General features: G+C 46.6%; 32 protein-coding genes, 2 tRNA genes, 1 other RNA gene and 1 pseudogene. 7 read left to right on the plus strand and 29 right to left on the minus strand.

Annotation, left to right across the window (positions count from 1 at the left end; all coding sequences use genetic code 11):
• Window position 1: 1 nt before the first annotated feature.
• The 3 genes from R3289_RS02545 to R3289_RS20515 all read right to left on the minus strand — a co-directional run bounded on the left by R3289_RS02545 (window position 2) and on the right by R3289_RS20515 (window position 1,991).
• Window positions 2-1,072, minus strand: coding sequence for an ATP-binding protein (locus R3289_RS02545; RefSeq protein WP_318923870.1), 1,071 nt, complete (start codon window positions 1,070-1,072; stop codon window positions 2-4).
• Window positions 1,073-1,526: 454 nt separating this feature from the next.
• Entirely contained in the window at window positions 1,527-1,661 is a 135-nt protein-coding gene (locus R3289_RS02550) for a phage virion morphogenesis protein (protein WP_413466657.1), read from the minus strand.
• A 177-nt stretch (window positions 1,662-1,838) separates the two neighbouring features.
• Window positions 1,839-1,991: a helix-turn-helix domain-containing protein gene (locus R3289_RS20515; protein ID WP_413466653.1), complete on the minus strand. Its 153-nt coding sequence runs from the start codon at window positions 1,989-1,991 to the stop codon at window positions 1,839-1,841.
• Between the two features lie 229 nt (window positions 1,992-2,220).
• Here R3289_RS20515 and R3289_RS02555 point away from each other — a divergent pair, with 229 nt between their 5' ends.
• On the plus strand, window positions 2,221-3,306 hold the full coding sequence (locus R3289_RS02555; protein ID WP_318923871.1) for a M23 family metallopeptidase: 1,086 nt from the start codon (window positions 2,221-2,223) through the stop codon (window positions 3,304-3,306).
• Window positions 3,307-3,398: 92 nt separating this feature from the next.
• Here R3289_RS02555 and R3289_RS02560 read toward each other — a convergent pair whose 3' ends face one another.
• The 10 genes from R3289_RS02560 to R3289_RS02605 all read right to left on the minus strand — a co-directional run bounded on the left by R3289_RS02560 (window position 3,399) and on the right by R3289_RS02605 (window position 11,273).
• Window positions 3,399-3,857, minus strand: coding sequence for a phage virion morphogenesis protein (locus tag R3289_RS02560; protein WP_318923872.1), 459 nt, complete (start codon window positions 3,855-3,857; stop codon window positions 3,399-3,401).
• Window positions 3,854-5,185, minus strand: a complete 1,332-nt coding sequence (locus R3289_RS02565) for a DUF935 domain-containing protein (protein ID WP_318923874.1) — start codon at window positions 5,183-5,185, stop codon at window positions 3,854-3,856. The genes R3289_RS02560 and R3289_RS02565 overlap by 4 nt, the downstream gene beginning before the upstream one ends.
• 30 nt (window positions 5,186-5,215) lie before the next feature.
• A complete protein-coding gene (locus tag R3289_RS02570) occupies window positions 5,216-6,799 on the minus strand; it encodes a terminase large subunit domain-containing protein (RefSeq protein WP_318923875.1) in 1,584 nt (527 codons plus the stop codon).
• Window positions 6,799-7,380 (minus strand): DUF3486 family protein, encoded by a 582-nt coding sequence (locus R3289_RS02575; RefSeq protein WP_318923876.1) that lies wholly within the window; start codon window positions 7,378-7,380, stop codon window positions 6,799-6,801. Before R3289_RS02575 ends, R3289_RS02570 begins: the two co-directional genes overlap by 1 nt.
• 1 nt (window position 7,381) lies before the next feature.
• Window positions 7,382-7,678: an ArsR family transcriptional regulator gene (locus tag R3289_RS02580; protein WP_318923878.1), complete on the minus strand. Its 297-nt coding sequence runs from the start codon at window positions 7,676-7,678 to the stop codon at window positions 7,382-7,384.
• On the minus strand, window positions 7,678-7,986 hold the full coding sequence (locus tag R3289_RS02585) for a DUF2730 family protein (RefSeq protein WP_318923879.1): 309 nt from the start codon (window positions 7,984-7,986) through the stop codon (window positions 7,678-7,680). Before R3289_RS02585 ends, R3289_RS02580 begins: the two co-directional genes overlap by 1 nt.
• Before the next feature lie 112 nt (window positions 7,987-8,098).
• Window positions 8,099-8,647: a hypothetical protein gene (locus R3289_RS02590; protein ID WP_318923880.1), complete on the minus strand. Its 549-nt coding sequence runs from the start codon at window positions 8,645-8,647 to the stop codon at window positions 8,099-8,101.
• A 40-nt stretch (window positions 8,648-8,687) separates the two neighbouring features.
• On the minus strand, window positions 8,688-9,110 hold the full coding sequence (locus R3289_RS02595) for a DUF5675 family protein (RefSeq protein ID WP_318923881.1): 423 nt from the start codon (window positions 9,108-9,110) through the stop codon (window positions 8,688-8,690).
• 460 nt (window positions 9,111-9,570) lie between these two features.
• Entirely contained in the window at window positions 9,571-9,981 is a 411-nt protein-coding gene (locus R3289_RS02600; protein ID WP_318923882.1) for a Mor transcription activator family protein, read from the minus strand.
• Between the two features lie 419 nt (window positions 9,982-10,400).
• Window positions 10,401-11,273: a LysR family transcriptional regulator gene (locus tag R3289_RS02605; protein ID WP_318923884.1), complete on the minus strand. Its 873-nt coding sequence runs from the start codon at window positions 11,271-11,273 to the stop codon at window positions 10,401-10,403.
• Window positions 11,274-11,389: 116 nt separating this feature from the next.
• On the opposite strand from R3289_RS02605, the gene R3289_RS02610 reads away from it, so the two are divergent.
• Both R3289_RS02610 and R3289_RS02615 read left to right on the plus strand, forming a co-directional pair.
• The gene (locus tag R3289_RS02610; RefSeq protein WP_318923886.1) at window positions 11,390-12,367 is read left to right on the plus strand and encodes an alpha/beta hydrolase; all 978 of its coding nucleotides are present in this window, start codon (window positions 11,390-11,392) and stop codon (window positions 12,365-12,367) included.
• Window positions 12,368-12,515: 148 nt separating this feature from the next.
• Window positions 12,516-13,493, plus strand: coding sequence for a zinc-binding dehydrogenase (locus tag R3289_RS02615; RefSeq protein WP_318923887.1), 978 nt, complete (start codon window positions 12,516-12,518; stop codon window positions 13,491-13,493).
• Between the two features lie 87 nt (window positions 13,494-13,580).
• On the opposite strand, the pseudogene R3289_RS02620 reads toward R3289_RS02615, so the two are convergent.
• From R3289_RS02620 to R3289_RS02685, 14 genes and pseudogenes are all read right to left on the minus strand, one after another.
• Window positions 13,581-13,846: pseudogene (locus tag R3289_RS02620) on the minus strand (IS5/IS1182 family transposase); the annotation flags it as partial.
• Between the two features lie 580 nt (window positions 13,847-14,426).
• Entirely contained in the window at window positions 14,427-15,008 is a 582-nt protein-coding gene (locus R3289_RS02625; RefSeq protein WP_318923889.1) for a regulatory protein GemA, read from the minus strand.
• On the minus strand, window positions 15,001-15,156 hold the full coding sequence (locus R3289_RS02630) for a hypothetical protein (RefSeq protein WP_318923890.1): 156 nt from the start codon (window positions 15,154-15,156) through the stop codon (window positions 15,001-15,003). Before R3289_RS02630 ends, R3289_RS02625 begins: the two co-directional genes overlap by 8 nt.
• The gene (locus R3289_RS02635; protein ID WP_318923892.1) at window positions 15,149-15,592 is read right to left on the minus strand and encodes a hypothetical protein; all 444 of its coding nucleotides are present in this window, start codon (window positions 15,590-15,592) and stop codon (window positions 15,149-15,151) included. The genes R3289_RS02630 and R3289_RS02635 overlap by 8 nt, the downstream gene beginning before the upstream one ends.
• 74 nt (window positions 15,593-15,666) lie before the next feature.
• Window positions 15,667-15,749: hammerhead ribozyme type II (locus tag R3289_RS02640), an RNA gene on the minus strand.
• Between the two features lie 2 nt (window positions 15,750-15,751).
• Window positions 15,752-15,940, minus strand: coding sequence for a hypothetical protein (locus R3289_RS02645; RefSeq protein ID WP_318923893.1), 189 nt, complete (start codon window positions 15,938-15,940; stop codon window positions 15,752-15,754).
• Window positions 15,941-15,948: 8 nt separating this feature from the next.
• Entirely contained in the window at window positions 15,949-16,593 is a 645-nt protein-coding gene (locus R3289_RS02650; RefSeq protein WP_318923895.1) for a DUF3164 family protein, read from the minus strand.
• Window positions 16,594-16,607: 14 nt separating this feature from the next.
• Window positions 16,608-17,024, minus strand: coding sequence for a hypothetical protein (locus R3289_RS02655; protein WP_318923896.1), 417 nt, complete (start codon window positions 17,022-17,024; stop codon window positions 16,608-16,610).
• Between the two features lie 2 nt (window positions 17,025-17,026).
• Window positions 17,027-17,266, minus strand: a complete 240-nt coding sequence (locus tag R3289_RS02660) for a hypothetical protein (protein ID WP_318923897.1) — start codon at window positions 17,264-17,266, stop codon at window positions 17,027-17,029.
• Complete coding sequence (locus R3289_RS02665; RefSeq protein ID WP_318923899.1) at window positions 17,263-17,793, minus strand: hypothetical protein; 531 nt, start codon at window positions 17,791-17,793, stop codon at window positions 17,263-17,265. Before R3289_RS02665 ends, R3289_RS02660 begins: the two co-directional genes overlap by 4 nt.
• Complete coding sequence (locus R3289_RS02670; RefSeq protein WP_318923901.1) at window positions 17,790-18,299, minus strand: hypothetical protein; 510 nt, start codon at window positions 18,297-18,299, stop codon at window positions 17,790-17,792. The genes R3289_RS02665 and R3289_RS02670 overlap by 4 nt, the downstream gene beginning before the upstream one ends.
• Window positions 18,300-18,310: 11 nt before the next feature.
• Entirely contained in the window at window positions 18,311-19,018 is a 708-nt protein-coding gene (locus R3289_RS02675) for an ATP-binding protein (RefSeq protein WP_318923903.1), read from the minus strand.
• Between the two features lie 65 nt (window positions 19,019-19,083).
• The gene (locus R3289_RS02680; RefSeq protein WP_318923904.1) at window positions 19,084-21,306 is read right to left on the minus strand and encodes a DNA-binding protein; all 2,223 of its coding nucleotides are present in this window, start codon (window positions 21,304-21,306) and stop codon (window positions 19,084-19,086) included.
• Window positions 21,299-21,526 (minus strand): hypothetical protein, encoded by a 228-nt coding sequence (locus tag R3289_RS02685; protein ID WP_318923907.1) that lies wholly within the window; start codon window positions 21,524-21,526, stop codon window positions 21,299-21,301. Before R3289_RS02685 ends, R3289_RS02680 begins: the two co-directional genes overlap by 8 nt.
• A 236-nt stretch (window positions 21,527-21,762) precedes the next feature.
• Between R3289_RS02685 and R3289_RS02690 the strand changes: the two genes are divergently transcribed.
• Entirely contained in the window at window positions 21,763-22,521 is a 759-nt protein-coding gene (locus R3289_RS02690; protein WP_318923909.1) for a S24 family peptidase, read from the plus strand.
• Window positions 22,522-22,825: 304 nt separating this feature from the next.
• Here R3289_RS02690 and R3289_RS02695 read toward each other — a convergent pair.
• Both R3289_RS02695 and R3289_RS02700 read right to left on the minus strand, forming a co-directional pair.
• Window positions 22,826-22,901, minus strand: a tRNA-Asn gene (locus R3289_RS02695).
• Window positions 22,902-22,955: 54 nt separating this feature from the next.
• Window positions 22,956-23,031, minus strand: a tRNA-Asn gene (locus R3289_RS02700).
• A gap of 357 nt (window positions 23,032-23,388) precedes the next feature.
• Here R3289_RS02700 and rsxA point away from each other — a divergent pair.
• From rsxA to rsxC, 3 genes are all read left to right on the plus strand, one after another.
• Window positions 23,389-23,970 (plus strand): electron transport complex subunit RsxA, encoded by a 582-nt coding sequence (rsxA, locus tag R3289_RS02705; RefSeq protein ID WP_265696087.1) that lies wholly within the window; start codon window positions 23,389-23,391, stop codon window positions 23,968-23,970.
• Between the two features lies 1 nt (window position 23,971).
• Window positions 23,972-24,553, plus strand: coding sequence for an electron transport complex subunit RsxB (gene rsxB / locus R3289_RS02710; protein ID WP_318923912.1), 582 nt, complete (start codon window positions 23,972-23,974; stop codon window positions 24,551-24,553).
• Window positions 24,554-24,555: 2 nt separating this feature from the next.
• Window positions 24,556-26,678 (plus strand): electron transport complex subunit RsxC (gene rsxC, locus R3289_RS02715; RefSeq protein ID WP_318923913.1); only part of this gene is annotated, 2,123 nt, incomplete at its 3' end.

Genomic DNA, 26,678 nt, shown 5'->3' on the forward strand with positions numbered 1-26,678 from the left:
ATTAACTAATTTTAGCCGAATCAATAGCTTTTTTTACGGTCGGTCTACTAATACTAAGCTTTTCAGAAATAGTGCGCTGTGATTCTCCCGCCAAATGTAACTCTACAGCTATGCGTTTCTTCTCATTCATAGAGAGTTGGTCAATTGGCAGGTTATTTGTTTCTTTAACCAGAGTGCTTACTTCCATATTGGATAAAATACTTTCACGCTTTATCCTCTTTATTGAACGATCCATATCGCTGTATGAACTACCGTCAAATTGCGAGCTAAGAAACGTTTTATTTACGGCAAACTCAGGCCAGTACTCCTCAATGTATTTTTCTCTCATATCCAGAGTGGGCAGCTCAAAATTAATCTCAGAATCAAATCTTCTCCAGATTGCAGGATCTAGAAGTTCACCATGGTTTGTTGCTGCAATAAGAACAGAGGTAACGGGCCAGTCATCTATTGATTGAAGTAATACAGTAACAAGTCGTTTAAGCTCCCCTAGCTCCCTATCATCATCTCTACGTTTGGCAATAGCATCAAATTCATCAAGCAATAGTACGCAGGGATATGAAGATGCGTGATCTAAAACTGCTCTAATATTACTTCCTGTTTTACCCAAAAAACTACTCATTACCGTTGCTAAATCTAAAATAAGTAAAGGTAGTTCAAGTTTTGAAGCTAGCCAGCGAGCAGACATAGTCTTCCCAACGCCGGGAGGTCCCGAAAATATGATACTTTTAGTTGGTTGAAGACCTGCGTTTAAAAGTTGCTCACTTAAAAAACGTTCTCTGATTATTTGATTAAGGTGCAGGCTAGTTGTTTCATCATGGATGGGTTGTTGCTCAAATAATGCAGGCTGCTCAATTCTAACCAAATTTTGACGGCTATCTGAATCTACAGGCACTGGTTTTTTCAACTGTACACTTCGAGCAACAGTATTACTGAGTCGATTCGTCAGTTGTTCATAGAGTTTATGGTCTGTTGTTCTTATTTTGCTGGCTAACTTTCTCAAAGACATCTGTACAGCTTGAACGTCTCCAGACAACGCTGTATCAATGAAATTTAGCAAAATTTTGCTGTCCATTTTAATCCTGTTTTAAATTCTAAGAATTAATTAGTGGTAAACAATACGGTAAATTATGAACCATAACATAACCACTTTCCATAAAAGTTTACCGCGAAAGTTACATTTTCATTTAACACATTGAAATTAAATGATTTAATAGCATGAAAGTCTAACTTTGTATCAGATAGTGAGTTAGAGAGGAACAAGTCTTACGTTTGCCTCGCTCAATAGAATAGATACGGCAAATCCAGATAAACAATATGTGAATGAGTTTTGAATCTAAATGATTATGGGGGCATAAATGAGTTAGCTAAGCTGCAGCTAACTCATTCTTAATAGGATCTAGATAGCCTATCTTCTTAATTTATCAATCAGTTTCCCGTTTAAATCCTCCTGTAAACGTTTAACCATTTCCCATCCACACCGTTGCACCAGAAAGCCACTCAATCGCTTAGCGCGGGTTACAGGCGCTTTAGTCTGCAGTCAGGAAATCACCGAGGATCTGATAAATCTGCTGGGTATCTGCATCGGAAACACCCAACCAGGGACGAGCTGGAATGGCGGCATTTTGCGGGCGCATGTCGGATGAACCACCGAAGTGATGAATCGCGCCGTACTCAAAATTGGTGCCGAACTTGAAGGATTGGGGGGGATGCCTGGTAGTTCAGCTGTCGATAGGCGCATTCAGATTAGCAACCAGAACAAAACGTTACTTGTGAAGTTGGCCATTAACACTGCCTGGGCGTAACGATTGTCATGTCTGAACTAATTAGCTCACTTTGGATTAAAATATACCAGGTGTTTCACCAAAACGCTGACGAAATGCTTCAATATAAGCACTTACATTGTTGTAACCACTGAGCGCCGCAACTTCGTTAATCGTTAGTCCATCCTGAACCCACTGGAGCGATATAAGTTTTTTTCCTATTGGTGCCATTGGTTGATAGACAATGTTTTTTTATTATTGTAAGTGAAATCAAATACCTGATGCATTTTAATGCATGAGCTTTCATTGTCATCTATGTCTTTAAACTCATTAACCATTCACACATTTGCATTTATTTACACCCACTTGTGGGCTCTTTCGAAAATTGCACATTTAAAACTCCCCATTGCGCAGACAGTACTAAAGTTGATATGCAATTTGGCGCAAAAGGAGCCCGTTCATGTTAAGAAAGATGTATTTCGGATTAGTGTTGTTAGGTATAAGTAGTGGCGCTATGGCACATTCTTTATATCCCAACATCACCCCCCACGAAATCCCACTGGCAAAGTTAACAAGCAGCAAACTGCCAAGTGCTTTGATCAGTGATAACGATTTTGTCTACCAGCCCTACTTTCGACCGTTTGATTTCGATAGCTTTTTAGCGGATACCCAACCTTCATGGCAAACGCTTAAAGAACCACTTCAGCATTGGGCTGGAGCAACGGGTGTCGATCCTAGAGTGTTATTAACGACACTGGCGATTCTTCATCCAAAGCAAACACCGACAGTTAATGACATTAAAGCCGTGGCAAATCAACTGTCACAACATTTCTACTACTACGATTCACACACATCACTGACCCATCAAAATTACAACCCCGCAACTTTGGCCGTGGCACAGCAACTACCTACACTAGCTGCTTGGCATATTTGGCAACGTCAATATGAAATGTGGTTTGATCTGCTGATCCCAACGCCAGAAGTAAAATCAGCAATGCCTTTTCTTGCTGATTCTGGCCTCATGCAATGGCCATGGCGACAAGGCTACGCATGGGTGCCTAATGGCCCGCATTCGCACAGTGGTTCTGGGTTTCCTTTGTCATCTATAGATGTGTCTTATGATTGGCCAAAATGGGGAGCTCCAACTTATAGTGTTACAGCCGCACACGATGGTTATGTGACTGTGATGTCTCGTTGCCAAGTAAGAGTGATCAACCCTAATGGATGGGCAACTAACTACTATCATATGGACGGGATTCAGGTGGGTAATAACCAATGGGTAACGAGAGATACCAAGTTAGGTGTTTATGCGAATCAACGTTCAATAGCACTTTGTGAAGGCGGTTCATCCACAGGACCGCATTTGCATTTTTCTTTACTTTTCCAAGGCCGTTTTCAATCCTTGCAGGGTGTTCAGTTTGGCCCATACCAAGTCCACACTGGCCGTTACAGTTATGATAATGATTGTCGACATACTTGGTTATACGATACGCGTGAACAACGCAAAGTGTGCCTGTTTCAACGTGTTGACAACCCTGCTCGTTAGTACTGAGGTTTGTCTGATTTTCATAAGAGGATAAAGTTTAATCTTCACCCCACACACATACACGCAGTCTATATAAATTCATTTAACGGTGTTTATTGTTCTTTTAAATACTGTTTCAGAATTTGGTTGATCTGTTCAATATCATCATCGGAAACCCCGAGCCACGGGCGTGCGGGAATGGCGGCATTTTGCGGCGACATATCGGTATTGCCGCCGTAGTGATGGATTGCGCCGTATTCGAGCGGGGTGCCGAAGCTGAGCCCCTGATCGTCACCCCAATAGCTGAGGCTCTGGCGCAGGTGGTCATTCAATACCAAGATCAGATCGCTGGCGGCGGGCTTGCTGCGCTGGTAGTCAGGACTGAGCGGGAGCCATGACTGCCCTTCTGGCGACTGTTGCAGCTGCCAACGTTGTCGATGGACGGTTAACAGGTAGTCGCCGATTTGCTGATACAGCGGCTGGAGGCTTGCTGTTTTTTTAAGGATGGTATGCAGTTTGCGCCGGGGCGACTGCATGGCTGGCAAGGTAATGGCGAACGTTGAGTTGCTCATAGTTTATGGCTCTTGTTTGGTGGGGTGGATGCACCTTCACTGTCCGGGTTTTGGCCTGATTTGCGTTGCCCTAATATGGCCTCCCCTTCTTTTGCTATGGGGATGCTGGTTTTTTGATGAAGCCAACGTTGCGGGATACGCATTCCCATATTAACCAGGCCAGGTAAAGCCTTTGATAGCAGCTCAATGTCTTCGGCTTCGGTGAGATCAAACTCAAAACGGGGAATACGGTGGCGGGTGCGATAGCTTTTGCCATTTAAGGCATACAGAGGGAACACCAAATCGCGGGTTAAGGTGGCGGCGATACGCTTAAGGTCGAAATCGCGGATTTCTTCCCGCACTTCGTTATGGACGTTACCCAGTGCATTGGTGCTGGTTTTGCCATCGGCCTGACTGGTAAGGGTGCCGCCCAGAATGGCTTTTGACTGGGATTTTTCACACCAGTTGACCATCGCCATAAACGGATCGCTGGCCCCATCGGCGGCATCCTGAAAATCAAGATCCATTCCCTTGGGAATAATGCCGCCCGCGTTATGGCCAATCGACATGACTGCCCGGAGCAAGGTGGATTTCTCGCGCTCGGTTGCCCCTTCGGGGTATTTGCCGAGGCGAATTGGCAAACCGTAGATCTCTAAGAACTCGGCCAAGTCGCGAATACTGTAGTTTTTAAACAGGAACGGCCAGGCCAGTACCCGCACCAGACCACGGCGGCTTAGATAACCCGACTTCGCCTTGGCGGTGTGGGAGATCCAGCCGAACGGGTTCAGCTCGGCCCCTTCGTGGCTGCCATCACGCAGGCGCAGCTGGTTGCGGTTATCCGGATGAGTCTGAAACCAGGACGGATCACGGTGGTCGTAGCCGGTGACGCTGTGCATCCCTTCTATCATTTCCCATTTCAGTTCGAGATTGGAAAAGGTTTTGAGGGTGGCATCGGCCATGTCAAAAAAGGCATCTTCTAGCCAGGTCGCATCTTCCAGCAGCTCTTGCAGCATGTCGGCATCGCGCTGCTCTTCTGCTGTGGCATTGCGTGGCGGGCGAATGTTCCAGTCGATATTGAGCAGGGCCATTTTGCGCTTTGCCAGTTCTGACTGAATATGGGCGTCTTTCTCTTCCATGTCTTCGGCCAGCTCGCACTGGGCGATCAAGTCACCGTCTTCGGCACGTTTCATGATGCCTGCCAGTTTCGATGGCGTAAGCCCTGATGACGGATGCCCGGCAAAGTGGCGTTTAAGTTGGATCAGCTTAGAGTCAGATTCTGTTTGTTGCTCGTCCAGATCTTCCGTTTCAATGGGGCGGCCCCATAAATCTTCAATTATTGACGTCGCCATGTGGCAGTTCCTTCTTTAATAACAGTGCGATTAATAACAGCCCTGATCGAACGCATGCCCTGGTTCATGAAACAGATCGGCGTACAGATCATCGTCTTCGGTCAGTTCGCCCTTGGCAGGCAGTGGTGTGAATTCAATCGCGGCCCCGTCCATCCAACTGGCACGGACGGCCATAGCCAACCCCACCGCAAAATCACCGTGGCGCTGTTTGCCGTCTTGCCCTTTGCTTTTGCCTTTGTCGATTTTGGGAACGCCGTTGATCACCTGAATGTGGCTGAGGTCATCTTTGATATCTTCATGGCGGGGTAGGTCGATGTTGAGGTCTTCAAATTCGGCTTTGAGTTTCGGCATCCATTCGCGATACCAGGGATCGTTCAATGACACCTGATCGACCATATCGGTGCCGTATTTGAGCGCGGCCGATTCCGCCAGATAGCCGCCGTTACCGGTAGCATCGAAGGCCATGCCGCGTTTGCGGGGCAACCCTTCAAGTAAGTAATGCAATATTTGCCGCTGGCCGTCATAGGTCATGTTGCGCAGTTCGACCACGAACGGCACGTATTTGCTGAGGTTGGGGCGAATGCCCAAGGGGACGAAGATGGACAAGTCCCCTTTGCGGGCGAAGTCTTCCCCGAACGAGTGCGAGTGGCTGGCATCGAGCTTTTCCAGCTCCGGCTTTAAGACCCGTTTACACCAGTCGTCAACGTGTGCCTTGCGCTGGCCGTCACTCCATTCCATAAACCCTTTTGGGGCTTCAATGGTCAAAATGTCAGGACCGTGCTTCATCGCGGAATCAATCAGTACTGATGGGATATACTGGCCACTGGAGGCTTTGGGAACGCAGTAATACTCTTCCAGGGCATCGTCTTCGGTGGCGGTATCGTTGAGCAGGTTAGCTTTCCACTCGTCCTCTTTTTGTCGCGTCCATTCGATTTTCTGGATCTGGCAGATGCGCTGATACAGCCCCTCCCTGCAGGCATCATCAAGGGTGATGGTGTGAACGCTATAGCGTTTTTTGCCTGCCCGCGAATCGTTAATCAGCGAGTTAAACAGGTTATTAACGCCATTGTGGGTGCTGATTAAACGCACCTTTGCGCCCCACATGGTTAATGCCAGTGCCGCTTTGAGCACTTCGGCCAGGCGATCATGAAAGGCGGCTTCATCGATGATAACGGTGCCCTGCATGCCCCGCAGGTTAGACGGGTTGGAGCTGAGCGCCTGAACCTTAAAGCCGGAATCGAAGTACACCACAAAGGTGAGGATGTCTTTGTCTTCATCGGTGAGCACTTCTTCCTGCACTTCACTGGCGACTTTATTAAACGCCCTGGCCCACATGGCCACCGCATCAATGAATTCGCGCGCCATCTCTTTATTCGAGCCGACATAGAAGACGTTGCTACCGCCTTGACCTTTGGCGGTGCCTGCAGTTAGCGATGAATCCGCCGCCTCGGCAAAGGTCAAACCGGTACGGCGGGATTTCTCGGCAATCTTCAGTACCGACTTATCTTCCATCCAGCGTTTCTGGTAGCCCAGCAGCAGCTCATCAGGGTCAAAGGTAAATGTCGTATCGCATTTAGAGGGACGAGGTTCGAGGGTCTGTGCTTCTTTGACCATTAGACGATCCCCAATATTTCTTTCTTGATGCTGGAAACCGTTTCGGCGGTCATTCCGGCTTTCTTGGCGACGGTTTCCGCCACCTTGGCCGCTTCATCGGCAAACGCCTTGCGGATCTCTTTTTCCCGCTTATGGCTCGACATTGCGGCACTTTCGAGGCGCTGCGCCGCTAACATGGCATCTTTGATCATCCCGATATCGACCTCACCCTCTTTTTCATTTGCGTTCATCATGGCTTTAAACAGCTGGGTGCGGCCTATTTCAAGGATGAGTTTGGAGACTTCACCCGTTGGCTTATCACCCAGTTGCGACACCAACGCCTGCGAGACTTCACGGACTTCACGCAGATCTTTGCCGATGGCTTCCATGCGAGATGAATAACGATTCAAACCGCTGCGGCTCGGTTTCAAGTCTTCGGGTAAGCCTTGCTGTTCTATGTGTTCATTCACGGCCTGCAGCACTTCTTGCTGGCTGTTCTTGCCATCACGCAGCAAGCCGTCAAGCAGCTGTTTTACATCATCAGGCAACAAGTCGATTTTGCTGCGGCGGCCACGGGTGGCTTTATCGGTTTTATCCGTCATATCATTCACCTGGGCGTGGCTTTTTAATCCCTGATACCGTGGCACGACCGACCGCAATATCCCCACCGCGTACTGTCAATGTGGCAACATACGTTGTGCCCAACTTTTCCAGCGCCACCAGCGACAGCTCCTGCAACCACTCTAGCTGAGCCCGCAGAGCATCACGGCTGATATCCAACCCGTAACGATCCAGCCCATCCTGCAGAATGGATTCATTCAGGTCATACCCTGGCACTTCCGACAACAACCGGAGAATCACCAGGCGCTGGTGCTCAACAATAATTTGTGAGATAGCCATTATTTTTGTTCCTGTCTTAATTCGTTTTCGTACAGCATCGCCAGACGGTTCTCGATGCTCTTCATCGAAGCGAGAATAGATTCATTCTGCGTGGTCACTTTCACCACGTTCTTATCCATCTGGTGCCACTCATCACGCGAAGGCAGACTGGCCTGCTCTTTCTCTATCGCAGCCACTCGCTCTGTCAGCTTGTTATGGTCATTCTTGGTCGCAAAGCGATTGGATAACCAGGCAAACACCCCGGCACCAACAAGGCCACCCGCCACTACCACAACGGGCCACCAGGTTTTAATCAGTTCACCGTCCATGTTTGCGTTTCTCTTCTTTAACTATCTTTTCTATTACGGTTTCGACTGCGGCCCTGTCTACAGCATCTGACATGGTTTATTCCTTGTGTAGCTACGCCTTAAATAGCCAGCCTTACGTGGCCGTTCCCTGGCCTTTTTCACGGTGACGAATACCCATATAGGCCGTTGCCAACGCGAACATGATCCCCGCGATAACCATGTCGGCCCCGTCACCTTTACTAAACGCCTGTAATCCTTCGGCCCCCAGCACATAGAGCGAGCCGGATATGGCACTGATATAGGCCAGGTTCGGGCGGCAGGCGGCAACCTTTTTACTCTGTGATTTATCGCCAGCCTGAATGGTTTGCTGCCCGGTCGCGAAGATGGTTTCTTGATGCTCCAGCTGGCGGGCTTCGCGTTCGGCTTCGATTTTTGCCAACTCGACCTGTACCTTACCCATGCGTTCCAGCTCTTCCGGCGATAGCTTATTCAGCTCGTTGGCCACGTGCTTTTGCTTCACTTCAAACGGGACGATGGACTTGTCAATCTGCTCAATTTTGTCCGCCATCCGCACTGCCGTTTCGCTGGCACTGTCGCCAAACATTCCACCAACGGTTTTGATCAACGTCGGCCCGGCAGAGAGCAAGGTTTTCGCCAGGCCGAAAATAGTGAATGGGTCCATTAGTTATGTACTCCTAATAATGAATATGTGCCTGCAACGGCTACGCGGTGATGATTTCCAGCTGCCATTCCTTGCCACCTAAAAAGGTCATTAGTCCATTGAATGCTTCTTCAGAGTTCGCCACAGCCCACTCACCACGGCTTACGCCAAAGTGTGTGCCTGGTGCGAGGCAGCCTTGCAGCTCTTTGGCTCGGTTGGCTTTGTGAAGTAAACAGTGGGTGCGCAGGCTTGGCCCATAACGGGTGACACCTAACGTCGGCGCTTCGAGCGCATAGCAGGTGCCAAACTTATTGCTCTGATGGGGGATGAACCGATAAGTACCTGACGGCACGCATGAAATGCTCGGTTTGTTGTTATCCCATTCACGCTCGACGATGCAGCACAGCTGTTCGCCGTCTTTGGTATGGAGTGTTGAAAAGGTGCCGTGAGGAAAATAACGGCGTTTGAGAAATAGCTTGTCCATGTGCATCCCCGCAATCTGATTTGAAAATCGTTTTGATTACGTTGATGTTATGGGGAATAGCTAGGTAGGTGTTGTCGAGTTCTTTCAGGAAAGACTGCTGAAATATAAAGCAGTTAGCGTGAACAATTATGGCAAATTCAAAGAAAAAACAGAGCCCTATCAGCAACAAAATCTCATAGTGAACGTTGAGGGTTTTTCGCGATACCTATCTAATTTTAGCCAGCCACTCTAGACACGATATCATCTGCACATAAAGAAGAAACATTCAATTTGCAAAGAGATCGCTCATGAAAGAACTGAAAAAGCTACTTAGTAAGATAATCAAGGAAGCTCTCGTGAAACTGTTGGCCGGCGGCATCATCACGCTACTGACCATGCTTAAAGATCGCCTTTAACTAAACACACCACATCAGTACCAAAACCCGCCAACCTGGCGGGTTATTTATTTGTAGTCCACAAATTAAAACAAACTTCTCTGCCTGCGTTTCACTTCAGCCTGGCGCTGCTCTCTGATTATCTCGGTAATTTGTCGTTCAGTCAGTTTATGGTAATTAGCCAGCTGTTCGATGTTACGGCCATTGTATTCACGCCAAATTTCGATATTACGCAGGGCGGATTTCAGTTTAGAACCGTTGGGGATGTAGATGTCGCGGCCACCGAAGTAATGGCCCAGGGCGATGGTGAGTTTGTCGGCCAGATGGGGCGCATCAATCTTGGCCCGTTTGAGTTCGCTATTTAGAACCTCACTCAATGATTGTAAGGTGGACGGCCAACGCTGGCGCACATTGTCATCAGCAATTTCAGAAACACTATTGATCAGTAGTTCCAGCTCTGACGTTTTAGTTTTGAAAATCTCCTGCTGCTGTTCCATTACTGCCCCCCGAGGATTAATTTCGATCTCCCTATTTAGCTATATGATTGATCTCCGGGTCAATACAAGGCTTCCGGGCGGGGGTAAAAAAACCGCCCGTAGGCGGTTAGCACTCATCCATATATTGTTCTGATTCTCCATCGCCCGTGAGTTACAGGGACGCCAATTAGCAGACTATTTTGAGTGACCGGTTCTATCTCACTTTTGGACAGAAGTGAGTCAGTCTGGAACTGACTGACTCGGACGACAGTCCCGTTCGAAAAATACTGGACTGTTGCAGAGGGTAAGTATCATTTACATGCCAAGGGCGGTATATAATATTTATCCCCCTGTTTGTTAATCTGAGTCTCTATAGCTGTCTGACAGACCATCGCTTAGATGGACATTATGCAACCGTCAATAACCATTTCAGCCAAGGTTTAAAACACCACCTCGAATGCTGTTTCGATGGCATGAATAACTGCCCTGACTCGTGCAGCTTGCTGCACATCCTGATGGGTGACCATCCATATTTCGTAGGTGGTGGGGAGTTGTCGCTCTGGCCAGATCCGCACCAATCCTGCTTGCTCTGCCAGCGGTACAGCCATCTCGCCAAGCCCCAGCCCCATCAAAAGCGCTTGGCGTAACATCAGGCTAGTATCTACCCCTGCAGCTATCTTAGCGCCATCAGCAGGCTCTTCCATTACAGTGGCGAAGCGGGAGCTCTGCCAATGGGGCTCGTAAACAACCAAGGAGTGGCCACTAAAGCCGCTACCCGCCTTCGGCAGACCATGTCGAGCCAGATAGTCCTGTGAAGCGTAGAGACCAACCGGCCAAGAGGCTAGCTTGCGGATGATCAAGTCGGGGTTGGTCGGCTTCACCGTGCGAATGGCTATATCGGCCTCACGAAGGGTCAGGTTAACCACCTGCGTGGAAGTCTTGAGAATCACCCTTATATCAGGATGATTGCGATGCAAATCCCCAAAGGCTGGTAGCAGGAAGTCCGTGGCTAGGGTATCGGTTGTTGCCACATTCACCTCTCCTACCAATCGGTTATCGACCCCTTGGGCGGCGCGAACGAAATCAGTCGCTGCTAGCTCCATCCGCTCGGCGCTGGCGAGCACCACCTCACCGATCTGGGTCAGAAGATAACCTTTCGAGGTACGTAGGAATAACGTGGCTGATAACGCGTGCTCCATAGCGGCGATACGTCTACCGATCGTGGCCTGATCAACACCCACTCTGCGGGCTGCGCCCCTCAGGGTGCCTTCGCGATAGAGGGCCAGAAAAATTTTGGCGTCGTCCCAATTCATCTTAGCTCCTGGTCAAGATGCATTTTTGCATGAGTTAGTTGTAATAATACTGCGTTTATTCATCTGCGGTTTCGATTATCTTCTAAACCTACTACAAACCAGCTACCGGAGTATCTGTGAGCCTTCAACCTGTGAGTCTGATTGTCATGTTGAACCTCGTCTTTGTTATGTCGACACAAGCGAGTGAACCCGTAACTCAAGAAAAAACAATAATAAGCAGTTTGCATATCAATAATAAACCAGATATTGAAGATTACGACACCTTGAATTATATAGGTTTAGATAAAGCTAGTAAGCAACTGATTGCATTTAAAGACAAAAGTAAGATTGTTTACAATAAATACATTTATAAAAAAAATGTCCATTATGGCCTTGGTTCTCGAGAAAGCTTTGACCATTTCCATAACCCAAGATTCAGTCACAAAGACACCCGTGGTGTGTTTATTTTTATTCATGGTGGTTATTGGCAAGGCGAGGTTAAGGACTCTTATGCTTTTATCGGAGAGCTGCTGCTAGAAAAGAATATTGATGTTATGTTAATTGAGTATGACCTCACAAAGGAGAATATGGTAGATGGGAAAACTATTCCACGAGTGAGCATGACAGCCTTAGTCAATCAGGTTGGCCGGGCTCTTGATACCATACAGACGTATATGAAAGATAACAATATGTCTGGAATGCCAGTTTACTTGTCTGGGCACTCTGCAGGTGGCCATCTTGCAGCCTTCTGGAAAGATCACCCAGTTGTCAACTCAGCCATATTGCCTATCAGTGGCCTATTTGATCTATCGCCTATTGCTGCGACAAAGAAGATTGGTGCCGCCTTACAACTGAGTGACAATGAAATTGTCAAGCTAAGCCCAATAAACAACATTCACCCAGCAAACAAGAGCTCACTACCGATGTATATTTACTATGGTGGTGATGAGCAACCAGAGCTCAAAGGGCAATCCCTCAACTACAGTGAGAAATTACAACGGCACGATTACAACATATCTGTGACAGAGGTGAGTGGTGTCAACCACTTTGAAATACTCGCCTCTCTTTTCACAAAACCAGATAGCGATATTTTAATGCGTATCACTAGTGAGTAGCTGAAAAATAACAATAATTTTATTCATCTTTCTACAGTGTTCAACAACTAAAATCACACAAGTCAATTCTTGCCAATCATCCAGTGACAAACGCACTTGGAATATGATGTCTAGAATTTTATGAAAACCGTATTTAAGAAGAAGTTTTATGCGAGCATCGATTTACTATCAATTTGGTGAGCCTTCTGAGGTACTAAATGAAGAAGAAACATCTCTTCCATCACCAGGTTTTAATCAGGTTAGAGTCAAAACAATTTTATCCCCTATTCATAATCACGACCTATGGACAGTCCGTGGAACATATGGCCACAAGCCCAATTTGCCAGCAATTGGTGGTAGCGAGGCCTTAGGGATCATCGATGCTGTAGGTGAAGGAGTCAAAGAGCTCACACTGGGCCAGCGTGTTGTGGGGTCACCCATTATGGGGGTATGGGCTGAATATTTCTTGGCCCCAGCAGAGATATTAACGGTTGTTCCCGATACAGTCAGTGATGAGGTTGGTGCGCAGCTTGGTTCTATGCCATTTAGTGCGCTGTTATTACTTGAATTTTTGAATGCGAAAGCAGGACAATGGATCATTCAAAATGCGGCAGGTGGAGCTATTGGTAAAACATTGTCGATCCTTGCAAGGGAGCAGGGTGTGAATACCATCAGTCTAGTTCGTGACAATAAAACAAAAAAAGCGTTGGCGGCGCAAGGTATCGAGTATGTCGTTTCGACTGCCAACCAAGGCTGGCAACAAAGAGTTCATGATCTGACAGGTGGAACTTCTATCAGTTATGCCATTGATTCCGTTGGAGGAGCCGCAACTGAAGCGCTGACTGCATTATTAGGTGAAAATGGCCTGCTTGTTTCCTTTGGGTCTATGTCAGGAGAGCCGATGCATATTCCCGCTGCAGACATTGCTTTCAAGCAGATTACGGTCAAAGGTTTTTGGCAGAAGAAGATTAATCAGTCCATGGCAGTGGAAAAAAGGAAGTCAATGATGGAGAAACTTATCTGCTTGGCAGAAACAGGAAAACTGAAGTTGCCAGTGGATTCGATTTACCCGATGAATGATGTAAAAAATGCGGTAACAGCAAGCTTACAATCATCGCGCAAGGGTAAAGTACTGCTTCGTCCATAATTAATGCTCATGAGTTAAGAGCGATCATTTTATATGGCCTTTGGAGTCAGACTACGATAAGAAATGCCTGACTCCACAAGCCCCCCTGTTGTAGTTACGCAGGCTGAGCTTGGGGCTCACCAGCTGTTTGTAACGGGACATTGCCGTTTCTGCCAGCGACCGCTAATGGTAGCTAGAGGTACGTTTTCACCATGATTTCAGCGCGGTGACCGCCGGATATCGTAAGCGCCATCGCCTGACTCCTGATGTAACCGACGCTGGAGCGGGTTGAGCAAGGTCGGCAAGACCTCGTTGTCAGCCACGTTCTCCAGTAGGGCGAACGCATGAATTTTGCAGTGCCCTTCCACATCAATGAGTTGCAAAAAAATTATTGCGTCGCGTTATTTTTTAATCACTGATTATGAATAAGTTTCTAACTTTTATGTATTTACGCTGCGTCCTCCATGCTCACTTGCCCCTCCCCTCCGAATACCTAGGCAGTTTTCTATACATCAAATTATATAAATTGGGTGAAGTAGAGATTTCCTCTGAGAATATCTTGTCCAATGTTATCTCTTACAACAGAACAGCATAATAATGCAGATGGAACTATCTGATTAGAAATGCTGATATAAAGAAAATGGGAGTTTTCTAGCATCGCTTCTCAGCTAACAATCATGAGAAAAAGTACTATGTTTTCAGTGGCAAGATCTGCTTTTGAGTAACTGCTTTAAACTGCAATGGGGCAGAACCGAGCCAGAAACGGATCTGCCAATGGTTCAGGTTCGAGTTGTTTGGTCTAAGACGGTATGTGACCAAAGCGTGTTTTATGTACGTGTAAGAAAGGTCTGGAACTGCCACGGACTGCAATAAAAAACCGCCTGAAGGCGGTTTATCATTAATTCACGTATTGCTGTGGTTCTTGCGCTTCTAAAACAATGGCTTATGATTCACTCATCGCTTCCCACCTAGCCGTTGACTGGCCATAAATTCATACCCTTCGACTACGGTTTGATATCCCGCAAGCCCTGTGCCATTACGATTGAGCGGTACTGTCCACCCCGCTTCTTTCATCCGATCGGCCAGTTCTCGCTTGTGCCAGTTTTTGAGCGATTCCAGCACCATGTAGGCTTGGTTGGCATCACACCAGCCTACATGCTCAACGCCTTCGCCTTTATTACGGTTAGTGATACGGCGAACGTAAGCATCAAGGGACGATTCGCTGCGATCACGCACGATGTCGTGCTGAGCCATGGTGATCCAGATGGCGCGGATTTTGTCTATTTCAGCGTGTTTGGCTTTGCCTGCTTTGGGACTTAAACGGCGTTTAAACGGTGTTTTACCGACCTTCCCCTGACGTTTGAATCCTTGTATCTCCATCACGGCCAGCACCAGCTCAAGCTGTTTAATGTTCATTTTTCTGCAGCTGGAATGCTCACCATTGGCAAACAGCAGAGCACGATAAGTGTCATCATCAAGTGCCAGTTCGCGCTTGCCGACATGGATGAGCTGAATTAGGCGGTTGCGGTTATCCATTGGCGGCCTCCTTCTCCGTAAGAATGCGGTTTGCCTTCGCTCGTGGCTCAGTCCGCCACCCTTTGCAATGTTTATCAGCCCATTGTTCGGCTGCATACCTGTCCATATTGCTGACCGACATAAGTTCTTCAATTAATTCGTTATCCATTGGCGGCCTCCAAGCAGCTGGCTTTAACCAACGTCAAACCATCAAGTTTCTTAAACTGACGAACCAGTACGGAGGCTTTAGTAAATTCTGGGTCTAAGTACTCATGTTTTTTATGTAATTCCGGATAGTACTTTTTCGCATTGCGTTTCCCGTGCAACTTCTCTATTCGCTGAATTTTTGATGGTGAATAACAAGCCTGACTCCGTTTACGCCAGACTTTTTCAACAACAGCCGGACGAATTCCAAACTTATTTACATACCAGCCACCTTTTATCTCCCCATCAATATAAACAAACAACGAAGTCACACCTTCACGAACAAGCCTCCGCCCAACACTAATTTCATGCCCATCAAGGTTAAAATGAACACTAGCAATTAACAGCGAAAGCTCTTTTTCAATGGCTACCCATTGTTCTTTTGTGATTTTCTCATCCATATTCAATCCCAAATTCAGAGTGTACGAAGCCCCACGCGGGGGCGTGTACTTTTTAAAATTTCATTTATTTCTCAATTTAGCTGCTCATCAGTACCCAGCAGCTACGCTGGATAGACATCACCCTTTTTACTGCTCAAACAAGGGCGATGTTTCGCTTCTTTACTCGCTCGGCGGCGGTATTTTCCCCACTACCCATAACAGGGCATCGCTCACCCCTTGGGCATAGCTTTTACCCGCAACTTCTGCGTTAATGTCTTCAAGCTGCTGCGCCTTATCCAGCTCGTTGAGCACAGCCAAGCGGGTATGAGGGGCGACGAACGGCATATTCAAATGACTCATTTTCTTCATTGCGCCCCCTACAATGCCGCCAGGTCTAACGGGATATTAACCAGCTTGCCTTCACTGGTGCGCTCGCGGAAGTTCAGGTATGTTTTTGACCCCGTTACCATAATGGCGTCGGCTATGGCTTCCATGGCATTCATCCAACGCTGGTCGATGATTTTGTCTTTGTGCTTGCGCAGGGAAAGAATACGGCCGGTGTTCAGGTTGCCCTCGCGGTCTACTTCAAAGGCGTCGTTGACCAGTACCTTCAGATAATCGTTGGCGTCTGAGCTCCAGTCTTGCACGCACTCATCTATCAGCTCTTTGGCTATCTGAAGTTCGGGGCCGAAGGTGATCCGATCTTGCACGGTGATTTTGATTTGCAGCGAGCCGTCATAGGCGGTGAACGAGAACCCACCTTTCGCACCACCTTTCTTTTTCTTGCTCTCGTACTTCTCGGCCAGCAGCTCTTGAAAGGCGTAGCAGTCATCGAAGACGTCACGCTTGAACCGCCTCAGTTCTGACTGGATCTCTCGCGCTTTCGCCGTGTGCTTAATCACGAAATCGTTAATTTCCATGTCATAGTCATCAACCATTGTGATGGGCACCATGCGCTGCTTGCTGTCAAACATGTAGCCTTCTGGCGCTGCCGACGCTGGTTGTACTTCTTGGGTATTCATTCAGTCATTCCTTTTTAAACAGGGTTATTGCTTTGTCGGGAGCCGATGGCCTGGCTCCTTAATAAACGGTGGTATGCCATGGCGCAGGCATCATCTTTTGCATACATCGCGGTTCTGGTGTTGACTCTGGTGCGGGGCTTATTGCTTGCCAACCAGCTTGAGTTACGGCAAAAGTGGCAGACACCACTTGTTACTGTCCAACAAGGACGAAAGCTGCCACAACAACCACACTCTTCAAGAAAGCCTTCTTCGGTAATAAAGTGATAGACTCGGCTGGTTTCATCTCCGCCTTTTACGAATCCATGTTTTGTCAGGTTTTTTAGCTGGTGAAGAATGGCGCGGGATGTCACTTCATCAATCAGTATTGAAAGCTCTGGCCGCGTTAATGGCCGTACTCTCAACTTCTCAACAATTCTTTCTGCTAACGTCATAGCTATGCCCTCCAGGTGACCAGGCAACCACACAATGACGCCACCCGCATTTGCCGGGTTTGCCCCTGCGCCCGGCAGGTAATATCAAACCCCTGGCACATGCCGTCTGGCCGTTCGATTTCAATCACCGGGCGGATGATACCGACGCGGGTTGAACGTACTTCCATGCCACACTTTTGAAGCTGTCGAACCGCCGCATTGATGCGATGTGAGTTGGCAAGTAATCCGTTTGCTCGTTTCATTTTTCGCTCGTTGAATATTTTTTGCTCCACAGCAGCTGGTTGTAGCGTGCGGAAAGCTTGGTCAGTTCTTTTTCTAGTAGTTGGTTGAGTTCAAGAGTATTTCCCTTAGCTGTTCGCTTTAAGTACGCCAGTTGATTATCGAGGTGGTACACCTCTTCCTCTGTTGCGGCTTTGATATCAATCCGCTGTGCTTTTGCTGTTGTTTCCAGCGAGGAATGAGGACATCCAGAGCGACATGCTCGATACATTCGCACCCGCTCTCTATTTGCAGATGAAAAGGGCATCTCCTGATACATCAAGCATTCATTGATAGGCAGTTCGCCTTTTATTGGGCACGTTACGGTTGCCTTCATGTATTTGCCTTTAACCTTGATCTTCAATATCTCGGTGTTGCCGGGATAAATCCCCCTGACAACCTGGCTCAACATAGAGGAACTAACCCCCAATTCCTTTGCTATCTTATTTTGTGAGCTTCCCGGCTTGGCAACCTCTCCTTTTAACGTTTCAAGCCAATCTTCATTGCTCATAAATTCTCCTCGTAAGGGAAGAACCGCTCCCTGTTTTGACAGCGAATACCGTCATCAGTGATCAATGGATGCTTATTACCTAAATCAATATTCAGTCGATACATAACGCCATCAGGTGTTTTTATCTCTCGAATTAAACGAGCGCGTTTCATTGCTCGTAAATACCGGTTCGTTACCTGCTCGCCCGCAACAGCGATTGAACGAAGATCGTGATGGTTAAAACGCTTCAGCACCCGACTGGCATTCCATAGTCGCTGCATGACTATGGGACGTTTTGAGGTTTTTCTCTTATCTGGCAGTGGATTAGTATCAATTAACTGATACTGGCTTGTTAAAACTGAGGTACGCTTTTCTACCAACAGAATTCTATTCTCAGAGACAAGTTCTTTGATGAACTGACGCACCTGTGAGTTGTTCATTTCTACAGCATCCATTATTTGTTTTGGTGAAAACATGGACTTGCCGAATTGACACATAAACTTCCATGCCATACGACGCTTCGACATAAAACCCCCTGCTAATCACGTAAACCATGAAATGGTTGATTGCCCCAATCTTGCCGGGTGACCAACTCAATATCATTGGCCTTTGCGAGCGTTTCAATCTTAGTTAGGCCGATGATAATTCTGCGCATTTCACCTGAGGTGCTTTTCCTTAAGTGTTCCAAAAGCTCTTCTTCTACGAGGATGTTGTCTTCAAGCAATGAGTTTGCCATTGTAGTTATGTCGTCTAAATCAGCTCGCTTAAACTCAACCCACTCACTAATACGATTAAAAAATTGTTTACGCTTGCTGATACGGCGAGCAATCTGATCCATGCCAATGAGAATTATTGGCGTTTCTGCTCCGTCATAAATGTCACGGATGGTATCGAGCATACGGACATCATTCATTAAGTAGTCAGCCTCATCGATGAATAACGGGCGTTCATTCATACTGATTTGCTCTATGATGAAATCGATATTTTTACTGATTCGATAGGCTGGGGTTGAACCTAGCTCTTCAACAACTCGCATCATTAAACTGCTTGTTGAATCATGTGCGCGAGCACTGACGTAGATTCCGTCAACCTGGCTATAGATGTATGCATTAGCTGTCGTTTTTCCCAAACCCGATTCGCCATGCATGAGGCAAATTCCTGGAATGCCGTACGGACGCCTGACAACGGTTTCAAACGCAACTTGCGCTGCAATAAGGTTCTTAACTGGTGCAACAATTGGTTTCATTGCTATACTCCTTTCGAGCATTAATAGTTTATTTAACGATGAATTTAATTAGTGTTTATGGCGCGTTATGCTTGCCGGCTGCGCGCCATTATTTCCTCGACAGCTTTACAGCCAAAGGGATTGTCCAACTTATACTTATCTAAAAATTTGCTCTCCTTTTCTGTCAGTTCTCTGCTTAATGACTGCTCAGCCAAATGTTTAGCCTTGTCATGTAAATTGCGGATCATTAATCCTTTCTGCTCTTGAACGCTTTGTTCACGGCGCTCAATGGTTTGTTTGGCTTGCTCTAAGCGGGAGATCTCATCATCACTTCGATAATTCGGATCAGGCTTTCCGTTTGTCGCTTTTGTTAATCCAGAAAGAGCTTCATTGCTATGTGATTCAACACCTTCAAATGCTGTTAAATTACCGTTTAGCGTTTTCTTCTGTGCTAGTTCCTGGGCATAAATAGTATCGATACCAAATTCATTCTGAAGACGCTTAGCTTCTCTTCTAAATGAAGCCAAAGCCTTTGTCTGTTCCTTACGCTTGGCCCGATAGGTTGCGGGGTCAATTTCACGGCCAATCAAGTCCATATTTACGGCTTCAACATAAGTCTCCCAGCCGTCTTCTGGATAAAGCGTTGCTCGGCCAATATCCGTTGGGTCAATAAACACTTTAACTTTTTTACGTTGCCACTCGACTTCCTGCAGCTCAGGGGCGGTATATTGAACACCTCCTGCTTTTACGTTTCCGCGAACAACGGTAGCCATACCGATATAGTTAAGTAACAAGTCAAGAACATGCGTTTCTTCAATTACTTGCTTCCTGTAACCGCTTTCGGCGTAAAGTTCGAAAGGTGATTTGTTCAATTTGTCATGTTGTTCGTGGTGATAATCGTATTGAAGATAGTCATCCAGTACTTGTTGTAATTCCTGCGGTGTTAACGCCAATGCAATACGCTCTTGCTCGACTTGCTTTTTACCTTGGCCTATTCGCTTGGCAAAGGTATGCATTGCTTCTATCTGCTGGCGATCTGTCACTGAGTGCCCAATGTAGCCAGGCATTTTTTCCATTAGTACGCGGCTCATGGTGCCAAAGAAACGTTCTATGAATGGCTTCTCCCAACCAGAAAAGGCCGCAGCTTTTGATAAGCCTAATTCGAGTAATCCAAAAATAGTGGTCGTTCTTTCACTTACATAATCAGAACCATTATCAGTTCGCATGAACGCATCTTTTTCAGGAACTCCCCAGTCAATCAGACATTTACGTAACAATAAGCAAATGGCTTCACTATTGGATGTAGGTGAAACTATTAAACGAACGCGGTGGCTATAAACATCAATAGCAGCAACGATACAGTGGCGCTTCAGCTTTCCATCAACATTCAGCTCGACATCTGTTGGTGTTGAGTCAAATTCCCAAACTTGATTTGGTCCTGTTATCCATGGATACATACGTCCATATAGTGGCCTGTATTTATCGGTATATTTCGTAGGGTTCGTGGTATATGCCAAAGCAACTTCATTTGTTTTTTGATAAGCCAGTATCCATCGACGAAAACTGCTGATAGCAGGCAATTCCCAGCCAAACTCTTCAGATTTAACCGCTGCCAATTTCCGTAATGTTTTAGGCTTATTCATCAGGTACGGTTTGCTGGTAATCAAAGCTATTAGGAATTGCTTCAATGTAGGTATCTGATCAATCTTGCTAATAACACTTTGCTTATAATTATCAGCCAAGCCAAATATGCCTTGCTTGTTGTAACTTCGTTGCCATCGGTAAAGTGATGTTTTCGTAATTTTATCAATAACCTGCCTCACCGGTGAGTCAGGTAAAATTTCCAATCGGTTATAGGATTCAACAAATATCTGAAGCCCTTGAACCTTTGCTTCCGCAGCTACATAAGGAGCCAAGAAGTTATCCAAAACTATCAATATCGTCTGACGCGCTTTGGCTTTCTCCTGTTTACTTTCAGGCAAGCACATGAATCGCTTCATTCCGTCAGATTTAGTTACGATCGATTCAAACCGCTCTGCATCCTCGTTACGTTCTGTTGTTACAATGCTATGTTGAGCCGATAGCTCTACTTTATCTCCCTGTGTAAGAGCCTGATTTTGTTCTTTAATATTCAATCTTACCTGTACTGCAATAGGTAAGCTCGATATGTGATATTCAAATCCTTTGCCTTTTAGTGCTTTTCTTGTCTTCCACTCTTCTTTTTGTGCGCGTCTCCTTATCGAATATGCTGCTGATGGGAGCCCTTCTACTCCGCAGAGTTCTGATACAGCGAACCATTGTCTAATCATCTTTAACCTCCAAAAGATCAACGCCTAATTTCTTTGATAGATCTTCCATGATTGACATTGATAGACGCCTTTTGGGCAACCTCTTATTTTCCGGTGCAAAAGTGCTGATACAATGAAGAACTGTTCTCGGGTTGTAGCCATTTGCAATAGCCCAACTCCTTACAGTCCAGCCTTTTGAACGCAAAGCACCTTGTAACTGGTAAGCATTTTCTATTTTCATTAGGCCACTCCGTGCTAAAATCTGTCGCAATTGGTAACTTTCCCTTTGCGACAATATGACGATAGTGCAAACAATATTACGAAACAAGATTAATATCGTTATATTTGACGGTATATCGGAAAATATAACGATGCGCCGCACTTTTATTGCAATAGAAAAACTCTTTACATGTGTTTTTCTCTAAACAATTACGGCTCCAAAACCAGACATCATTGCGATTAAAAACAGGACGTTACATGGAAAAGCACAAGCCAAATAAAAAAAGCACTCAATGTGTTTTTTCTGACGATAGAATCGCACAATTTTCCACGAGACTTAAAGAACTGATTGGAGCTGAATCAATCAGAGCCTTTGGGGAAAAAATAGGGGTAACGGACAGCGGTTTAAGGAAATACCTTCCACCTTATAACTCCAAACCTACGTTTGATAAATTGGTGGCTATTTCGCGCTATAAAGGGGTAAATATTGAATGGTTAGCTACGGGGGAAGGACCTAAGTTTTCAGTCTCTCATCATGAGTCCAAAAACGAGCAATTAAACTGTATAAATTCACCAAGCATCACTCTTGAGGAGTTTAATGAGGAATTTATTCTCGTACCTGGTTATCATGTGCAGGTATCAGCGGGGAACGGGTGTACTGCGTTTGATCAAGCACCAAAACGTCATTTGGCATTTAGACGTAAGTATTTCAAATATAGACGATTAAACCCCGATAACCTTGTTGTAGTCTTTGCCAAAGGCGATTCAATGGGCGACACCATAAAAGACAATGATTCATTGGTAGTTGATCTAAGCGACACGCAAGCAATCGATGGACAAATATTTGTAATCCGTCTAGGTGATGAGCTCTACGCTAAACGCATACAAAAAAGCTACAATGGCTCAATCATATTAATCAGTGACAACAAAGAGTACTCACCTATCGAGGTGCCAAAGGAAGAGCTAGATCAGTTGTGTATTATTGGAAGGGTTGTTCAAAGGTCAACAGATATGTGATTTTTGAGGATGGCTCTCAGTGCGGTTTGTCATTCCAACCGACTTTCCGCTAGGCCGGCTAACATAATTTCCATTTAAAGCGATTCCATATAAACACATTTAATCAGACTTTAAACATGTCATGAATCCAGTAAAGACAAGGGTTCACCCACCAAATACCGTAAGTTCTCACCTAATCCCACATATCTCCTGGTTTCTCATACCTAGTGACTGGTTACACATTCAGGTAATTAATAGATTTGGCATTCACCCTCAACCTAACATCAAACAAAAAAAGCCCCATCGAAAGATGAGGCTTTAAATGTGGCTCCCCTTGCTGGACTTGAACCAGCGACATACGGATTAACAGTCCGCCGTTCTACCAACTGAACTAAAGGGGAATTATCCAAGTGCTTTACCGCAGATAATTAAAATACTTGCGATAAGGCTAAATTTGGCTCCCCTTGCTGGACTTGAACCAGCGACATACGGATTAACAGTCCGCCGTTCTACCAACTGAACTAAAGGGGAATCACTTTGTTTTGCGAGGCAAATATTATCTAGCCTCCTAAAAGGTGTCAACCATAAATATTTTAAAAAATAACCGACCGGTGACACTTTCAACAGTTTGTTGCTTGCTTAATCATCCATACCACTTAACAACTCTTTTCTCTGTCATGGCCATGCGATGAGTGACTTCATGCTCATAGCTTTCAAAGGGGCCGACGGAGTATTAATATGTGAATTAGAGCCTTATCCCCTTCATTACCTGCCTGAACCGTTGATGAAAAGTTAATCAATTACGAAAAACCCTGCTTTAGGGGAGTTGTTATAGCCTGGACAAAGGAAGATAATATGCAGATCCCTTTCAATCATAATTAAGATGGTATGACTGAATACCTGCTACTACTCGTAGGTACAGTGTTGGTTAACAACTTTGTACTGGTAAAATTTTTAGGCTTGTGCCCTTTCATGGGGGTATCAAAGAAACTGGAAACTGCAATTGGTATGGGGTTAGCAACTACATTTGTGCTGACTCTTGCTTCTGTGTGCGCTTACCTGGTTGAAGCCTATATTCTGGTACCTTTAGGTATTCAATACTTACGCACCCTAAGCTTCATTCTGGTGATCGCTGTCGTAGTACAGTTCACTGAAATGGTGGTACACAAAACGAGCCCTACTCTCTACCGTTTACTCGGGATTTTCCTCCCCCTTATCACCACCAACTGTGCGGTGTTAGGTGTTGCCCTGTTAAACATTAACGAGCGTCATAACTTCATTGAGTCGGTTATTTATGGTTTCGGTGCCGCTGTCGGCTTCTCTCTGGTGCTCGTTCTATTTGCCTCTATGCGTGAGCGAATCGCGGCTGCCGATGTGCCTGAACCTTTTAAAGGTGCCTCAATCGCCATGATTACCGCAGGGCTGATGTCTCTTGCCTTTATGGGCTTTACTGGATTGGTGAAACTGTAAGATGAGCGGAATTTTAATTGCAGTGATTGCAATCGCCATTTTAGCCGCAATTTTTGGCCTTATTCTCGGCTTTGCTTCTATTCGCTTCAAAGTCGAAGCGGATCCTATTGTTGAACAAATCAATGCAATCCTGCCTCAAACCCAGTGTGGCCAGTGTGGTTACCCGGGTTGTCGCCCCTATGCAGAAGCCATTGCAAATGGTGATGAAATCAATAAGTGTCCTCCGGGAGGTCAGGCCGCAATCGAAAAACTGGCCGACCTAATGGGGGTTGAAGTTCAGGATTCAGCACATGACGAAAATAAAGGGCTGAAAAAAGTCGCGTTTATTCACGAAGATATGTGTATTGGCTGTACTAAATGCATTCAAGCATGTCCTGTTGACGCCATCGTTGGTGGCACAAAAGCACTACATACCGTCATTAAAGAGGAATGCACCGGCTGTGACCTTTGTGTCTCGCCTTGCCCTACAGACTGTATTGAAATGGTGCCGGTTGCAACCACACCGGAAAGCTGGAAGTGGGATCTTAATCAGATCCCTGTTGTTAACATTCCTGCAGAAGCTAGCGCCAACAAGGTAGAGTAACCATGCTGTCAATCATAGAGCAATTAAAACAAGGCCAGTTATGGGACTTCCCGGGGGGGATCCACCCGCCGGAGCAAAAAAAGCTGTCAAATCAATCTGAAATATCAGAAGCCATTATTCCTGATGAGTTAGTTCTTCCCCTCAAACAGCATATAGGTGCTGTGGGTGATATTTTAGTTTCCGCTGGCGACAAAGTTGTGAAAGGCCAGCCGCTGACACACGCTGATGTAGCATTGAGTGTACCAATCCATGCTCCGACGTCAGGTACGGTCAAAGCCGTGGAAGCACGTACCATTGCCCACCCTTCCGGCCTGGCTGATTTGTGTATCATCATAGAGCCAGACGGTGAAGATCGCTGGGGTGAACGAAAAACTATCAGCAACTATAACGATATAGAAGCGGCTGATCTGATTGAGCATATTCGCCTGAGTGGCATTGCCGGTATGGGCGGCGCGGGCTTCCCTGCCGGGCGAAAACTACAAAGTGGTTTAGGTAAAACAGATCTGCTTATTATTAATGCCGCCGAATGTGAACCTTACATCACCGCTGATGACCGCCTGATGCAGGATTATGCCGCCGAGGTAATCGAAGGCATTCGTATTATTCGCTACATTTTGAAGCCGGCACTGACGGTGATCGGTATTGAGGATAACAAGCCCGAAGCGATCAACGCCCTGAAGCGCTCTGTCTCTGAAGACGATGGTATCTTGATCCGCGTGATCCCAACCAAGTACCCGTCCGGAGGTGAAAAGCAGCTGATCAAAGTGCTGACAGGAAAAGAAGTTCCGGCGAAATGCATTCCAGCCGATATTGGCATCTTGATGCAGAACGTCGGTACCGTTCACGCGATTAAACGCGCGGTTATTAATGGCGAACCACTGATCCAGCGCGTGGTCACATTAACAGGCAACACCTTTAAGCAACCGGGTAATGCCTGGGTGCTACTAGGAACACCCGTTAGCTTTCTGCTGGAGCAATTCGGTTATAAAGCCGATAAGAAACTGCCACGCGTAATCATGGGTGGCCCGATGATGGGCTTTACACTACCACACTGCGATGTGCCAATAACCAAAACGGCAAACTGCATTCTTGCACCGACCCGTAAAGAAATTTCACCGCCCAATCACGAGCTGGCATGTATTCGTTGCACCGCATGTGCTGAAGCGTGCCCGGTTTCATTGCTGCCGCAACAATTGCAGTGGTATGCCAAAGCTCAAGATTTTGATAAGTGTGAAGAATATAACTTATTTGACTGTATTGAATGCGGTGCATGTGCCTATGTCTGCCCAAGTGAAATCCCATTGGTACAGTACTATCGCCAGGCAAAATCCGAGATCCGAACCCGAAAACAAGATGAAGCGAATGCCGAGCGAGCAAGGCTGCGCTATGAAGCCAAAACTGCCCGTATGGAGCGAGATAAGGCTGAACGCGAAAATCGCTTTAAGAAAGCAGCAGAAGAACGTCGTAAAGATATGGCAAGCGCCGGTGGCGATGACGCCGTTGCCGCAGCCATTGCACGGGTAAAAGCCAAGCAGGCAGCATCATCGGCCAGCGCAGAGAAGAAACCAGCCGTTGCTGCGGCAATTGCCCGGGCGAAAGCCAAACAGGCATCTGCGGCACAAGTTAAGTCGGAAACATCTGATCACGTTTTACCTGATGCTTCTTTACCCGATAATAAGGAAATGGCAAAGCTTCGTGAGGAGCGTAAGCGCCTGGCTCGCGAACGAAAAGCAGCAAAAGAAGCGTCTTCCGCCCAAGATCAGTCTTCGACAAAAGAGGATGGTGCGGCAAGTACCGGTGATGCGAAAAAAGATGCCGTTGCGGCTGCCGTCGCCCGCGCCAAAGCGCGCAAGGCGGCTCAACAGGCAGAACAGACCCAGGCTGCAACAGCTGATGTAACCGACACGACTGACGCCGACCCCAAAAAAGCTGCTGTCGCGGCTGCCGTCGCCCGCGCCAAAGCGCGTAAGGCAGCTCAACAGACAGAACAGACCCAGTCTGCAACAGCGGATGTAACCGATACGACTGACGCCGACCCCAAAAAAGCTGCTGTCGCGGCTGCCGTCGCCCGCGCCAAAGCGCGTAAGGCAGCTCAACAGACAGAACAGACCCAGTCTGCAACAGC

The organism is Photobacterium sp., assembly GCF_033720175.1.
GTDB lineage: Bacteria > Pseudomonadota > Gammaproteobacteria > Enterobacterales > Vibrionaceae > Photobacterium.